The organism is Aeromonas sp. 603757, from assembly GCF_049171255.1.
GTDB classification, from domain to species: domain Bacteria; phylum Pseudomonadota; class Gammaproteobacteria; order Enterobacterales; family Aeromonadaceae; genus Aeromonas; species Aeromonas veronii_A.
Genome location: NZ_JAAKOE010000004.1, coordinates 86,556 through 100,597 on the forward strand (window position 1 = coordinate 86,556; position 14,042 = coordinate 100,597).

A 14,042-nucleotide genomic window follows, 5' to 3' on the forward strand; every position below is an offset into this window, starting at 1 on the left:
AGGCTTTGACAGAGAGAGACGAAGGGCAACTTCGGGGATTGTCCATGATGGGCAATAAAACCTCGGGTGAAAAATGAGCCCTGATGATAGCGGCTGGCGCCAATTTGGCAAGAGCAGCGTCAGCGAGGCGTGATGGGGTTGTGATGCGACAGGGGGAGGCAGCGGTGCCGCGCTCCCCGTGCGGTCGTTACAACCAGCGCTTTTCGCGGGTGAAACAGACCGACAGCCAGGCATCCCCCAGGGTGTCGCCAAGGCGAGACCAGAGCTCCTGACGCAGGGCATCCTGACGTTCGACGGGCCACTCCTGACCCGGCGCCACCAGAATGTTCAATTCCAGATCGAAGCGGCGACCGCTTTTGGCCAGATGGCTGTAGCACTCTATGCCGTGGCGCTGGCGCAGCGCTTCGATCTCCTGTTCGACTTGCCGTGGCACATCCCCCTTGGGGGCGATCTTCAACACTTCCCGCAGGTTGCGACCGAGCACCTTGATGGGAATGAGGGTGGCACAGAGGGCCAGTAGCGAGACCAGCACCGGGTCTATGTAGCGGTTGTATTGGCCGTAGCCGATGGCATCGAGGCCGATGGCGACCACGAAACCGATAAGCAGGGTGGCGCTGAGCAGGGTATCCACCAGCCACTCTTTGGAGTCGACCCGCACCAGCTCGGAGTCTACCTGCTCGGCGACCTGGGCTTCGATGCGATAGATGATGGCGCAGAAGAAGGTGGAGACGGCGGCATAGATGAGGGCGTGGCCGAGATCGATCTCCCGTCCGCCATCCAGCAGGGTGGTGATGCCGCTATAGAGAGCGCCAAGGCAGAGCAGCAGAATAATGGTGCCATTGATGACGTTGGTGATGGGCTCGAAGTGGGCGTAGCCATACTGGAAGCGCGCATCGGAAGGGCGGGTAACGAGATAGGCGGTAACAAGACCGAGGCCTGTCATGCCCATGCTGAACAGGGTGAAGATACCATCGAGCATGATGGCGTTGGAACCGACGAAGAGGCCGTAGCCGATGCCGAAGATGGCAAAGGTGATACAACCGAACAGCGACAGGGTAAGCGCCTGTTTTTCGGTGGTGACCAGCGTACTGATAACATGGCTGTGGTGAGCCATAAAAGTCCTCCTTTCAAATGGTGAATATTGCCAAGCGCAAGCGGTTTTCTAGCTGATATACTGCCCGCTCACATGTGAGCGGACTGGCCTGACTGCCATTGACAGGCGGCTGGCCAGTCGTTGTCGCCGGCGTGCCGGCATCAAGCAAAGGATGGGAACAAGGATTCATGATCCCGAGACTCGATTACCAGGACAGTTTGTCACCCGCAACCCTGCAGTTTCTTGAGTTGCTAGAGCGCAGCGCATTTCGTGGTGATATCGAAAAGTCTTATGCAAGCCGGTTGGCGATGGCGACGGATAACAGCGTCTATCAGGTAGTACCTCAGGCGGTTCTCTATCCGCGCAGTGCGGACGACATAGCAGCAATGCTCAAGCTGGCCGCAGAGCCGGCGTACCACACTCTGAGTTTTTTCCCTCGCGGTGGCGGTACCGGCACCAATGGTCAGTCATTGGGCGGCGGCATTATCGTCGATCTCTCCCGTTATATGAACCAGATCATGGAAATTAATCTGGAAGAGGGGTGGGTGCGCGCCCAGGCCGGGGTGGTGAAAGACCAGCTCAACGCCTATCTCAAGCCCCATGGCTACTTCTTCTCGCCGGATCTCTCCACCTCCAACCGCGCCACCTTAGGGGGCATGATCAACACAGATGCCTCGGGGCAGGGGTCCCTCGTTTACGGTAAAACCTCGGATCACGTGCTGGGTCTCAAGGCGGTGCTGGAGAACGGTGACATCATGGCGACCGAGCCGCTGACCGGTGAGCGACTGGCCGACAAGCTGGCGCTGGAGAGTCGGGAAGGGGAGATCTATCGAACCCTCTATCGCATCGGCAAGGAGCGCCGCGCCGACATTGAGGCGACCTTCCCCAAGCTCAACCGCTTTCTGACCGGTTACGATCTCAAGCACCTCTATCAACCCGATACCGACACGCTGGATGTCAGCCGGGTGCTGTGCGGATCTGAAGGATCCTTGGGCTTTATCACCGAAGCCAAACTCAATATCACGCCAATCCCGCGCTACCGCACCCTGGTCAACGTCAAGTACGACAGCTTCCCCTCCGCCCTGCGCAATGCCCCCTTTATGGTGCAGGCGCAGGCCCTCTCGGTGGAAACGGTGGACTCCCGGGTGCTCGGGCTGGCCCGCGCCGACATCATCTGGCATTCGGTGAAAGAACTTATTCAGGATGTGCCCGGCAAGGATCTGCAGGGGCTCAACATCGTCGAGTTTGCCGATACCGACGAGGCAGAACACAAGGCCAAGGTGGCTGAGCTCTGCCGCCGTATCGACGAGCTGCTGGCCAAGAGTGAAGCCGGGATTATCGGCTATCAGGTATGTGACCACCTGCCGAGCATCGAAACCATCTACACCATGCGCAAGAAGTCGGTGGGGCTGCTGGGCAACGCCGAAGGGCGCAAGAAGCCGGTGGCCTTCACTGAAGACACCGCCGTGCCGCCAGAGTCATTGGCCGATTTCATCATGGAGTTTCGTGCCCTGCTGGATGCCCACGGCCTCGACTACGGCATGTTTGGCCACGTCGATGCCGGTGTGCTGCATGTGCGTCCGGCGCTGGATTTGTGCGATCCCGAGCAGGAGGTGCTGCTGCGCCGCATCTCCGATCAGGTGGTGGCGCTCACCGCCAAATATGGCGGCCTGATGTGGGGGGAGCACGGCAAGGGCTTTCGCTCCGAATACAGCCCCGCCTTCTTTGGCGAGCTGTGGGAAGAGTTGCAGCGGGTCAAGGGGGCGTTCGACCCGGCCAACCGCATCAACCCGGGCAAGATATGTATCCCCTACGGTAGCGGCGCCGAGCTGGTGTCGGTGGATGGCCCCAAGCGCGGCAAGTATGACCGCCAGATCCCGCTCGCGGTGCGCACCAGCTACACCCGCGCCATGGATTGCAACGGCAATGGTCTCTGCTTCACCTTCGAGACCGACTCCCCCATGTGCCCCTCGGTCAAGATCAGCCGCGATCGCCGCCACTCCCCCAAGGGGCGGGCGGGCCTGATGCGTGAATGGTTGCGTCAGTTGGCGGAGCAGGGTTTCGATCCGTTGGCGGAAGAGGTGGCACTGCAATCCGGTGGTGTGCGCTTCAAACAGCTGGTGGACAAGGTGCGCAACAGCTGGGCCAAACAGCGCGGCGAGTATGATTTCTCCCATGAGGTGATGGAGGCGATGGCGGGCTGTCTGGCCTGCAAGGCGTGCACCAGCCAGTGCCCGATCAAGGTGGATGTGCCCGATTTTCGCGCCCGCTTTATGCAGCTCTATCACGGCCGCTACCTGCGCGCGCCGAAGGATTACTTCGTCGGCACCGTTGAAAGCTATGCTCCGTTGCTTGCCAAGGCGCCGAAGCTGGTCAACTTCTTCCTCGAAAAAGAGTGGGCCCAGAAGGCGACCGAGAAGAGCATCGGCATGGTGGATGTGCCGCTGCTCTCGGTGCCGACCCTGGCCGAGAGCCTGCATGACAACCGCGCCCGCTATTTTGATCTGCCTGGACTGGAGCGGATGAGCGTCGAGCAGCGTAAGCAGGTTGTGCTCATCGTGCAGGATCCCTTCACCAGTTATTACGATGCCCCCGTGGTACGCGACCTGGTGAAACTCGCCAGCAAGCTCGGTTTCCAGCCCTATCTGCTGCCCTTTAAACCCAACGGCAAGCCCCAGCATATCAAGGGGTTCCTGCGCGCCTTTGCCCGCACCGCCGCCAACAGCGCCCAGTTCCTCAACAAGGTGGCGGCGCTTGGCATTCCCATGGTGGGGGTGGATCCGGCCATGGTGCTTTGCTATCGCGACGAGTATGCCAAGGCGCTGGGGTCGGCCCGCGGTGATTTTCAGGTGTTGTTGCCGCAGGAGTGGCTGCTCTCGCTGCCGGCAGATCAACTGCCTGCTAGCGCCAACAAGACCAAGATCGAGGAGGGGAGTGAGCCCTGGTATCTCTTTGCCCACTGCACCGAGAAGACCGCCAAGCCCTCCACTCACGGTGACTGGAGCACCCTGTTTGGCCGCTTCGGGGCCAGCTTGCAGCCGGTCTCTGTGGGTTGCTGCGGTATGGCGGGCACCTATGGTCACGACGTCAAACAGGTGGAGAACTCCAAGGGGATCTATGGACTGAGCTGGGCTGAGCCACTCGCGCACCTGCCCAAAGCGCGCTGTCTGGCGACCGGCTATTCGTGCCGCAGTCAGGTCAAACGGATGGAGGGGGAAAAGCTCAAACATCCATTGCAAGCCCTGCTGGAGCTGCTCTGATGCTGACGTTCCCCAAGCGGTTTCGGGTGCCGAAGGCCTATCGGCATCCACGTTTCTTGCTGTTACCCGCCACTCCCTCTCAGGCGGTGGTGGAGTTTGTCGCCATGTTGCGCGAGCGCGAGCAGCTCCATCAGCTGTTTCGCCCGAACGATCTCTGGCCCTCGGCCAATTTCAGCCTGAGCCAGCACGAAAGGGATCTGGAGTGGCAGCAGTCGGAGTTTCTGGCCAAGCGCTCCTTTGCCTATGGCCTCTGGAGCCCGGATCGGGAGCCGCAATTTTGGGGTGGGGTTTATCTCTACCCCTCGGTGTTGCCAGAGGTAGCGGTGGAGCTCTTCTTCTGGAAGGTGGCCGAGGCGTCCATCACGGATGAGGAGCTGGAGATTCAGCTGCGCGAGTGGCTCGCCAGGGTGTGGCAGTGGCCAGACCCCCGCTTGCCGGGGCGAGAAGTGCCTTGGTCCGAATGGCCCGGCGTTACCTACCCCTGGTGACATCCCGCTTAAGGGCATGATTGTGTAACACGCAGCGCCGGGCGGGGCTGCGTTGTTACCACGTCACCTGATAACCAACAACTCATATAACAGAACCATGTTGCCGATGGAGGGCGTTTCACTCATATCGGTACGCATTCATCGCTTACATAAGGAGTCTGCTCGCAATGAGTCACGATATTGCGCCCATCTGGCGTAAACCCATGAGTCTGGAGGGGCTCAACGCCACCTCTCGCAACACCCTGATGGCCCATCTCGATATCGTCTACACGGCTTTTGGCACCGATTGGCTTGAAGCGACCATGCCGGTGGATCATCGCACTCACCAGCCCCTGGGCATGCTGCATGGCGGCGCATCCGTGGTGCTGGCGGAAACCTTGGGATCGATTGCCGCCAATATGGCTGTCGGGCCAGATAGCTACTGTGTGGGGCTGGAGGTGAATGCCAACCATCTGCGAGCCAAGCGGGAAGGGGTGGTGACCGGGCGTTGCACGCCGCTCCATCTGGGAGCAACAACCCAGGTGTGGCAGATTGAAATTCGGGACGAACGTGAGCGTTTATTGTGCACCAGCCGACTGACCATGGCGGTGCTCAAACACAAGCGGGGCAAGGACTCCAGCGAGGAGTGATCTGCAATAACGCACTATGAGTGCAAAATAAGCAAGCCATACTCGCCAGATCCCTCTATAATTGCCAACGTCTTGAGAGGCTTATCACATTTTTCAAGACAGCAGAACAAAGTGGCGCTATAATCGCCGCCTTTTTGCTATTCCGCGGTGTTAGCCGCCTGCCTTAATCTGGAAGAATCTATGTCTGATACCGAACAACTGCCCCTTTTTAGTGAGCTTGGACTGGCCGCGCCTGTATTGAAAGCGCTGCAGGACGTGGGCTATGAGCGCCCGTCACCGATCCAGGCCGCAGCAATTCCCCACCTGATGGCGGGACACGATCTGCTGGGGCAGGCGCAAACCGGTACAGGGAAGACCGCTGCTTTTGCCTTGCCTCTGTTGTCTCGTCTGGAAGCTGGTAACCGCAACACCCAGATCTTGGTGCTGGCGCCTACCCGCGAACTGGCGCTGCAGGTGGCTGAAGCGTGCCAACGCTATGCCCACCACATGCCTGATTTCCACGTGCTGCCGATCTACGGTGGTGCCTCCTACGAAACCCAGACCCGCGCCCTGCGTCGCGGTGCCCAGGTTGTCGTCGGTACTCCGGGCCGCGTGATGGATCTGATCCGTCGCAAGAACCTGGATCTCTCCGGCCTGAAAGCTCTGGTACTGGACGAAGCTGATGAAATGCTGCGTATGGGCTTCATCGACGACGTGGACTGGATCATGGAGCAGTGCCCGAGCTCTCGTCAGGTTGCTCTGTTCTCTGCCACCATGCCGGAGCAGATCCGTCGCGTGGCCCAGAAGCACCTGAAGCAGCCCAAAGAGATCAAGATCGCCTCCAAGACTGCTACCGCTACCACTATTCGCCAGCGTTACTGGCAGGTAACCGGTCTGCACAAGCTGGACGCCATGACCCGCCTGCTGGAAGTGGAATCCTACGAAGCCCTGCTGGTATTCGTACGTACCAAGAACGCTGCTGAAGAGCTGGCTGGCAAGCTGGCCGCCCGTGGTCACGCCTGTGAAGCGCTGCACGGCGACATCCCGCAGAAACTGCGTGAGCGTACCGTCGACAAACTGCGTCAGGGCCAGCTGGACATCCTGATCGCCACCGACGTGGTTGCCCGTGGTCTGGACGTTGAGCGCATCACTCACGTAGTGAACTACGACATTCCGTACGACACCGAATCTTACGTTCACCGTATCGGTCGTACCGGTCGTGCCGGTCGCAAGGGCGAGGCCATCCTGTTCGTGGCTCCGCGCGAGCGCCGCATGCTGCGCGCCATCGAGCACGCAACCCGTCAGGCCATCGAGCCGATGAAGATGCCGAGCACCGAGGACATCAACCAGCACCGTCTGGCCAAGTTCAAAGAGCGCATCCGCGAAACCATGATGGGCGAAGAGCTCGAGATCTACCACAACCTGGTAAACGAGCTGATCGAAGAAGATTCTGCCGATCCGCTGGAGCTGGCTGCTGCACTGGCCAAGCTGGTACAGGGCGACCAACCGCTGCTGCTGGATGACTCCATCCCGGATCCGCTGTTCAACAACAGCAACGATCGTGGTGGCTTCGAGCGTCGTGACTTCAACGATCGCGGCGGTCGTGACTTCGGTGACCGTGGCGATCGTCCGGCCCGTCGCATGCCGTCCCTGGAGCCGCGTCCGCTGAAAGACAACCCAGATGTGGAGATGGAGCGTTACCGCGTAGACGTGGGTGCCCATCACGGTGTCAAGCCGGGCCAGATCGTGGGCGCCATCGCCAACGAAGCGAACATCGAGAGCCGCTTCATCGGCAACATCGACATCGCTGACGACTTCTCCACCGTTGACCTGCCCAAGGGCATTAGCGCCGATGTGCTGGAAGTGATCAAGAAAGCCCGTGTTTGCCAGCGTCCGCTGCAGATCACTCGCTACACCGAGGTGCCGGCCGGTGGCAACACCAGCAGCCGTCCGCCGCGCGGTGATCGTCCGTTCCGTGGCGACCGTCCTTTCAACAAGGATCGCCGTCCGCAGGGTGACCGTCCGTTCAACAAGGATCGCCGCGAAGGTGGTTTCAACAAAGATCGCAAATTCGGTGGCAAGCGCCGCGAAAGCTGATTGCTGATCCCGTTATGAAGAAGGCCGCTCATTGAGCGGCCTTTTTTTGTGCCAGTGTCTAGTCCTGAAATAGGTTTACACATTTTCAACTAGCATTTTTCTACTCAAAACCCTCTATGTACCGCATCGGGGGTTCTGTATTTCAACGCATGATGCGGCCGCTCCACGTTGTAAATATTCACAGCTTCACGCACCATTTCCCGCGCTTGCGTCAAATCCTGCGGGCTTTGCAACAATAACTCTCCTTTCAAAATCCCGTTCACCCGCTCCGCCAACGCATTCTGGTAACAGTCATACCCATCCGTCATCGAGCATTTCACCCCGTACCGTTCATGTAATGACTGATACAGCCCCGAGCAATACTGCACGCCGCGGTCCGAGTGATGGATAAGTTCACCGCCGCCACGTCGTTGCTTCAGTGCTTTCTTGAACGCCATCGCCACCGACTCCGCGTGCATCCCTTCGTGCACGTGATGGCCCACTATCTTGCGTGAGTAGGCATCCGTCACCAGGCTCAGGTACAGCGTCCTGGCTGGCAGATAGGTGATATCAGCGACCCAGACCTGCTCCGGGGCCACCAGTGTGACCTGCCCTGGCCCCGCCTTGAGCAAGTTGGGATGACGGTAGAAACGGTGAAAACTGTGGATGGTCTTGTGATACGCCCGCTTAGGCAGCACCAGCAGGCGGTGCTCGGCCAATATCCGAAACAGCCTGTCCCGCCCGACCTTGAGCCCGCCATCATCCTGACCCTGGAGCAGATAATGCAGCTTGCGAGTGCCCACCCGCGGTTGTCGCAGTCGAACCTGACGCACAAAGCGCGCCACCTGCAAGCCCTGTGCATGGCGCTCGTCGGCGACCCGATTGCGCTTGTAGTAAGCCTGCCGGCTTATTCCCAGAAACAGGCAAGCCCTGACAATGGTCAGCCTCTCGACTTGCCGCTGCGAGAGGACTTGCCGGGTCGCTTTTTTACGATGGAGACGCCGTAGTCATTCTTCAGTACATCGACGACGGCCTCGAAGAACTGGGCTTTCTGACTCATCAGCGCCAGCTGTTGCTCGAGCTCCTTGATACGCTGTTCGGGCGTCTGGTTGTCGGGGTCAGGCATGGTGATGCTCCTGCCGGCACGTACAGAAGCCCCCTGGCTCCAATCTTGCCGACCATGTTTACGTAACCATACCAGAATGGTCGAATTGCCCTGAATGCCATATCGGGCTTGTGCTTGCTGGCAACTGAGCTCGCCTTTTTCAATCTGCTCGACCAGTGCCAGTTTAAAAGTCAGTGAGTAATCGCGCTGTGTCCGTTTCACACCTTGTCCCATCGGGTTCTCCATTTATTGGGGGGGAAAGGTGTAAACCATATTCAGGACGGGACACAGCCTCTCGCGAGGCGGTAAGGTGCTGGTGCGCCGAGGATAACAGGAAAACTGTGCTCAGAGCCTTGTGGTGAGCGCTCAGGCTGCCATAAAGCTGTCATGCTGAGGAGATAGATGACGCCGACGTGGCATGCCTCACCATCGCCCTGAGGGTGGTTTGCTGGGTACCCGTCGCTGAGCGTTAGAAAAGGGGGGCATGCCGGCTAATGACACAACGGCGATGAGCAAGCCCATGCCCAACCAGCTGCTCCATGGGAAGTGCCGGGGAGGTGTTGCTCATACAGGCGATGGTCTGGCGAGAGTGCTCACCTGTTTTTGTCGTTGTTGCCGTTGTCGGCACCGATGTTTGTGTTTTCCGGAAAGCAAAAAACCGACCCTGAGGTCGGTTTTTTTAATTTGGCGGTGAGGGAGGGATTCGAACCCTCGATACGTTGCCGTATACACACTTTCCAGGCGTGCTCCTTCAGCCACTCGGACACCTCACCAATTTTTCGTTCGCTGCGCTGTTGCGCTGGAACGGGGCGTAATTTAGGGGAAAGGGCTGTGTGGGTCAACCTCTTTTCCCCTTATTTTTCATAATCTTTTCCGAATGCCTAACCCTTGTGCAGAATGCTGGTTTTTTAAACCGGATCAGGGCTTGTCGAGGATGATCAGGCTGTCCGGCAGCTCGTTTTGATCCCGGGTGGCCGGGAAGGCATCGGTCAGAATGGCGCTAACGCGCTCAACGCACTCCAGAAAACCTTGTTCGATCTCCTTGTTGCGCACTCGCGCCACGAAGTCGTCGATGATCTCCTGCCACTGGCCGTTGTCGATATGCTGGGCGATGCCGTCATCCACCAGTATTTCTACATAGTGCTCGGCGGCCGAGACGAAGATCAGCACCCCGAGCCGGTCGCGGGTGCGGTGCAGCCCCTGCTCGACAAATTGCAGGCGAGCCATCAGGGCCGCCCGGTGCTGGCGAACCTTCTTCGGGATGAGCCGCATTTTTATTGGGGTCCAGTGGAACAGCAGGCTCAGCAGCAGCCAGACCGACCACTGCACCAGCAGGATTTCGTACCAGCCGAGCCAGAAGCCGAGCTGGAACACCAGCAGCGGGGTGAGCATCGCCAGTAGCGCCGCCCAGAGGGTGGGAATGTAGCGATAGCCATCGCTGGCCGGGGCCAGCACGGTGACCAGTTCAGCATCAGTCTCTAGCTCCGCTTCGCGCACCTTGGCCTGAAGCGTGTGGAAGAACTGTTTAGAAATCATGATTTGTCTCTTTACTCCTGTTACCAGCCACCGGAGGCTCCGCCGCCGCCAAAGCTGCCGCCGCCACCGCTGAATCCGCCGCCGGAGCGACCACCAAAGGAGCCGGCACCCAATCCACCAGCCATGTAGGCCGACCGACGTCGTCCTCCTGGCCCACCGCCACCACCGCCGCGCAGGTTGTGGAGCACGATCATCGCAATCACCACCAGAATAAACAGCCAGGGGCCGCCACCGTTGTCACTCTTCGGCTGCTCGACCGGCTGATATTCCCCGGCGAGTGCCTTCATGATGCTCTGGCTGCCCGCCATGATCCCGGCCACCATATCGCCGCGCTTGAAGGCGGGCAGGATGCGGCCATGGATGATGTTGGCTGCGATGGCGTCGGGCAGGGCGCCTTCCAATCCATAGCCTACCTCGATCCGCACCTTGCGCTCATCCTGGGCGATCAGCAACAGCACGCCATTGTTTTTACCTTTCTGGCCGATCCCCCAGTGGCGACCGAGCTGGTAGCCGTACTCCTCGATAGTCTCCCCATCGAGGCTGTCGACGGAGACCACCACCAGCTGGATACCACTGCGCTTTTCAAAGGCGGCCAGCTGTTGGGTCAGTTGATGGGCCTGTTTGCGGGACATCAGACTGGCTTCATCCACCACCCGTCCGCTCAGCGTCGGGAAGTCCGGTGCTGCTTGCAGGGCACTGGCCCAGAGCAGCAGACAGGGAAGAAACCAGCGCAGCATCATCTTCATTGGAAGCTGACCTTGGGCGCCTCATCGGCACCGGGTTTGGCACTGAAACTGGGTTTGGCCTCCAGATCCGAGTAGAGCAACTTGGACCAGATAACGCCGGGGAAAGTGCGGATCTCGGTATTGAACTGGCGCACCGCCTCGATATAGTCGCGGCGAGCCACCGAGATGCGGTTCTCGGTTCCTTCCAGTTGGGCCTGCAGGGCAAGGAACTGCTGATCCGCTTTCAGCTCGGGGTAGCGTTCTACCACCACCATCAGGCGGGAGAGGGCGCTGGAGAGCTGGTTCTGCGCCGCTTCAAACTCCTTGAGCTGGGCAGGATCGCTCACCTGCACGCTGCCGACCCGGGCACGGGCATCGGTGACCGCCTTTAGGGTCTCCTGCTCATGGCTGGCGTAGCCCTTGACGGTGGCGACCAGATTGGGAATGAGGTCGGCGCGGCGCTGATACTGGTTCTCCACCTGCCCCCAGCTTGCTTTAACCTGCTCATCCAGGGTCGGAATGTTGTTCATGCCGCAGCCGGTCAGGCCGAGCAGCAGGGTCAGGGTCAACAGGCTCTGCGTGGTTCTGCGCCAGAGTGATGTGGCCATCTTGTTGTTCTCCTTTGATATTTCAAGTCGATAGTGCGCCATGGATGGTGTACGACCAAGCGTGCATCACCATACCAGCTTGGGGTCAGTTGCCACAACGCGCAGGTAGTTCGGGTCGCTTGTTGATGCCGGAGACCTTGGGCAGCTGGGGCTTGTCTTTTAGCCAGGATGCCAGCTCTTCCCCGCAGCCATTGCCGGGCGGAATGGGAGCCTGGGGTTCACAATCGGGGCTGCCCACCGGGCAGCGCAGCCGCACGTGGAAGTGGCTGAAGTGGCCCACCCAGGGGCGTAGCTTGGCGACCCAGGGTTCGTTACCAGCTTGTTGGCAGACCGCGGATTTGATCACCGGATTGACGAAGATGCGGGCCACCTCGGGTTTGCTGGCCGCCAGCCGCAGCAGGGTGAGCTGCTGTGGGCCAAAGCGGCCCGGTAACATTTTGTAGCTGGGTTCGTCGATCAGTGCCCACTCCTTGGGGGCATCCTGCTCCCATTTGCTGATGGGGCGGTTGGCCATGCGAAACCAGATATCGGCATCAAGGCCAGTCTGGTGGCTGCGATGACCGGAGGTAAAGGGGCCGCCACGGGCCATCGCCAGATCGGCGATATAGAGATCCGGCAGCCCGGCCATGCGGGTCTGGTTGGCCAGCGCTTGCAGATAGTGGATGAGGTCGGGGTGGCCGTAGTAGCGCAGCCGTTTGGTGCGGATCACCTGATAACCCGGCCCTTCGAGGGGCAGGGATACGCCGTTTTTCAGGCAACCGGCGGCATAACCACCGATGGCTTCCGCTTGCAATACAGTCGCCAGCAACAGGGACGTCAGCATGTGCGTGCTCCTTGTCTTGCTTCGAGTCGGCTCAGCAATACGAACAGACTCAAACATATAAATAAATAGGCCGCGGCTACCAGCAGCCAGATCTCGTAGACCAGTCCGCTGGAGTTGGCCATCTCGGTACCGACGAAGGTGAGCTCCTGCACCGAGATAAGGGAAACAATGGCGGTATCCTTCACCAGCGCGATGAGCTGACCGGTGAGGGGGGGCAACATCAGCAGCATGCCCTGCGGCAGGATCACATGGCGCAGCCGCACCCAGGGGGAGAGTCCGAGGCTCTGCGCCGCCTCCCACTGGCCACGGGGGATGGCGGCAAGCCCGGCACGGACGATCTCGGCGACGAAGGCTGCGCTGATCATGCCAACGCAGAGGGTGCCTGAGATGAGGTTTTCCCAGCGGGCTGGTGGGCCAAACAGCGCCTCTTGCCACGGGGAGAGTGATACGGTGCCGAGCCAGCGGGAGAGGCCGCTCGCAGGCAGCAGCTGGTTGGCGATAAAGAAGTAGAAGATGAAGATAAAGACCAGCGGCGGCAGATTGCGGATCAGCTGGATAAACAGGGTCGCGGGCATCACCAGCCAGGGGCGGCGGCTGAAGGCGGCTACCCCCAGCGCAGTGCCGAGCAGTAGCGCCAGCACCATGCCGAGCAGGGCGATGCGCCAGGTGGTGAGCAGACCGCTGAAAAAGTAGGGCAACTCGCCGTGAGGGCCAGGGGTGAACAGCAGATCGAAGGCCTCATGCCAGCGCCACTGATAGGCTACCCCGATGTGCAAGCGGCTGGCCAGCCAGAGGCCAGCCAGCAGCAGGATCAGGGCGATCGCCCCATCCAGCCAGTTGATGTTCCGACATGCCCCACGGACGATGCGCCGGATGGTCTCTTTTAGAGCAATCAGCATCAGGGGTTGGCGACCTGCGCTTCCCAGGCCAGGGACTTGAACCAGTAGTCATGGCGCGCCTTGAGCCAGCCATCGGCCTGACGTGCGGCGATCCACTCGTTGAACTGCTCAGCCAGGGCATCATCCCCCTTGCGCAGGGCAAAGCCTTCACTCCCTTCTGCCAGCGGTTTGGCAAACGGCATAAAGAGGGCATCCGGGTGGCGCAGCGCCTCTTGCTCGGGTTTCGGGGAAGAGGAGAGGGCGCCGTGGGCGCGGCCGTTCAGCACCTCCTGAAATACCTGTGACTCGTCATCAAACTGGCGCAGGGTGGCCTTGGGGAAGTGTTCTTTTGCCACCTGTACCGGTGAGGCGCCACGACGTACCGCCAGGATCACCCCGCGCTGGTTGAAGTCCGCCACGGTTTTCTTCTCTTTGGCCATGGCGCTGGAGGCGGCCAGCTGCACCCCCGAGTGGGAGTAGGCCTGGGTGAAACGCACGCTCTTCTCCCGCTCGGGGGTGATGGTGAGGCCGCCGATGATGACGTCATACTTTTTCGCCAACAGGGAGGGGATGATGCCATCCCAGGCGGTAGGCACGAACTCTACCTGCCAGCCGTTATCTGTGGCGAGGCGACGGGCCACGTCAATCTCGAAACCGATCAGGGCCCCCTGCTTGTCGCGCATAGCCCATGGGGCGAAGGTGGACATGCCGACCCGCAGGGTACCGCTCTGCTCGATCTGCGCCTGGGTGTCGGAGGGGGCAGTTTGTGCCAGTGCCGGAGTGAGCAGGCTTGCCAGCAGCAGGGCTGCGCCCGACAGGGTGGTCTTGAATGACAGATTCAT

The 14,042-nt window shown here is 60.1% G+C and carries 12 protein-coding genes and 1 tRNA gene; 4 read left to right on the forward strand and 9 right to left on the reverse strand.

What is annotated here, in order from left to right; all coding sequences use genetic code 11:
* Nucleotides 1–187 precede the first annotated feature (187 nt).
* Complete coding sequence (locus G5332_RS05325; protein ID WP_005361338.1) at nucleotides 188–1,114, reverse strand: cation diffusion facilitator family transporter; 927 nt, start codon at nucleotides 1,112–1,114, stop codon at nucleotides 188–190.
* A gap of 167 nt (nucleotides 1,115–1,281) precedes the next feature.
* On the opposite strand from G5332_RS05325, the gene G5332_RS05330 reads away from it, so the two are divergent.
* The 4 genes from G5332_RS05330 (at nucleotide 1,282) to G5332_RS05345 (ending at nucleotide 7,546) form a co-directional block, all read left to right on the forward strand.
* On the forward strand, nucleotides 1,282–4,353 hold the full coding sequence (locus G5332_RS05330; protein ID WP_421231784.1) for an FAD-binding and (Fe-S)-binding domain-containing protein: 3,072 nt from the start codon (nucleotides 1,282–1,284) through the stop codon (nucleotides 4,351–4,353).
* Nucleotides 4,353–4,841 carry a hypothetical protein gene (locus tag G5332_RS05335; RefSeq protein WP_368208376.1) on the forward strand — a complete coding sequence of 163 codons (489 nt, stop codon included), beginning with the start codon at nucleotides 4,353–4,355 and terminating at the stop codon, nucleotides 4,839–4,841. The genes G5332_RS05330 and G5332_RS05335 overlap by 1 nt, the downstream gene beginning before the upstream one ends.
* A gap of 167 nt (nucleotides 4,842–5,008) precedes the next feature.
* Nucleotides 5,009–5,470, forward strand: coding sequence for a hotdog fold thioesterase (locus G5332_RS05340; protein WP_064336666.1), 462 nt, complete (start codon nucleotides 5,009–5,011; stop codon nucleotides 5,468–5,470).
* A gap of 180 nt (nucleotides 5,471–5,650) precedes the next feature.
* Complete coding sequence (locus G5332_RS05345) at nucleotides 5,651–7,546, forward strand: DEAD/DEAH box helicase (RefSeq protein ID WP_199258754.1); 1,896 nt, start codon at nucleotides 5,651–5,653, stop codon at nucleotides 7,544–7,546.
* Nucleotides 7,547–7,650: 104 nt separating this feature from the next.
* On the opposite strand, the gene G5332_RS05350 is transcribed toward G5332_RS05345, so the two are convergent.
* The 8 genes from G5332_RS05350 to G5332_RS05385 form a co-directional block, all read right to left on the reverse strand.
* A protein-coding gene (locus G5332_RS05350; RefSeq protein ID WP_421259272.1) for an IS3 family transposase occupies nucleotides 7,651–8,864 on the reverse strand; the annotation gives its coding sequence in 2 pieces (ribosomal slippage) (nucleotides 7,651–8,516 and nucleotides 8,516–8,864; 1,215 coding nt in all).
* A 451-nt stretch (nucleotides 8,865–9,315) separates the two neighbouring features.
* Nucleotides 9,316–9,403: transfer RNA gene (locus G5332_RS05355), tRNA-Ser, on the reverse strand.
* Between the two features lie 145 nt (nucleotides 9,404–9,548).
* Complete coding sequence (locus G5332_RS05360) at nucleotides 9,549–10,166, reverse strand: TPM domain-containing protein (protein WP_005337196.1); 618 nt, start codon at nucleotides 10,164–10,166, stop codon at nucleotides 9,549–9,551.
* A 20-nt stretch (nucleotides 10,167–10,186) separates the two neighbouring features.
* Nucleotides 10,187–10,912, reverse strand: a complete 726-nt coding sequence (locus G5332_RS05365; RefSeq protein ID WP_005346567.1) for a TPM domain-containing protein — start codon at nucleotides 10,910–10,912, stop codon at nucleotides 10,187–10,189.
* Nucleotides 10,909–11,499, reverse strand: a complete 591-nt coding sequence (locus G5332_RS05370; protein WP_005346564.1) for a LemA family protein — start codon at nucleotides 11,497–11,499, stop codon at nucleotides 10,909–10,911. Before G5332_RS05370 ends, G5332_RS05365 begins: the two co-directional genes overlap by 4 nt.
* 85 nt (nucleotides 11,500–11,584) lie before the next feature.
* Entirely contained in the window at nucleotides 11,585–12,322 is a 738-nt protein-coding gene (gene mepA, locus G5332_RS05375; protein ID WP_005359850.1) for a penicillin-insensitive murein endopeptidase, read from the reverse strand.
* Nucleotides 12,316–13,221: an amino acid ABC transporter permease gene (locus G5332_RS05380; RefSeq protein WP_158110721.1), complete on the reverse strand. Its 906-nt coding sequence runs from the start codon at nucleotides 13,219–13,221 to the stop codon at nucleotides 12,316–12,318. Before G5332_RS05380 ends, mepA begins: the two co-directional genes overlap by 7 nt.
* Nucleotides 13,221–14,042 (reverse strand): transporter substrate-binding domain-containing protein, encoded by an 822-nt coding sequence (locus G5332_RS05385; RefSeq protein WP_159157069.1) that lies wholly within the window; start codon nucleotides 14,040–14,042, stop codon nucleotides 13,221–13,223. Before G5332_RS05385 ends, G5332_RS05380 begins: the two co-directional genes overlap by 1 nt.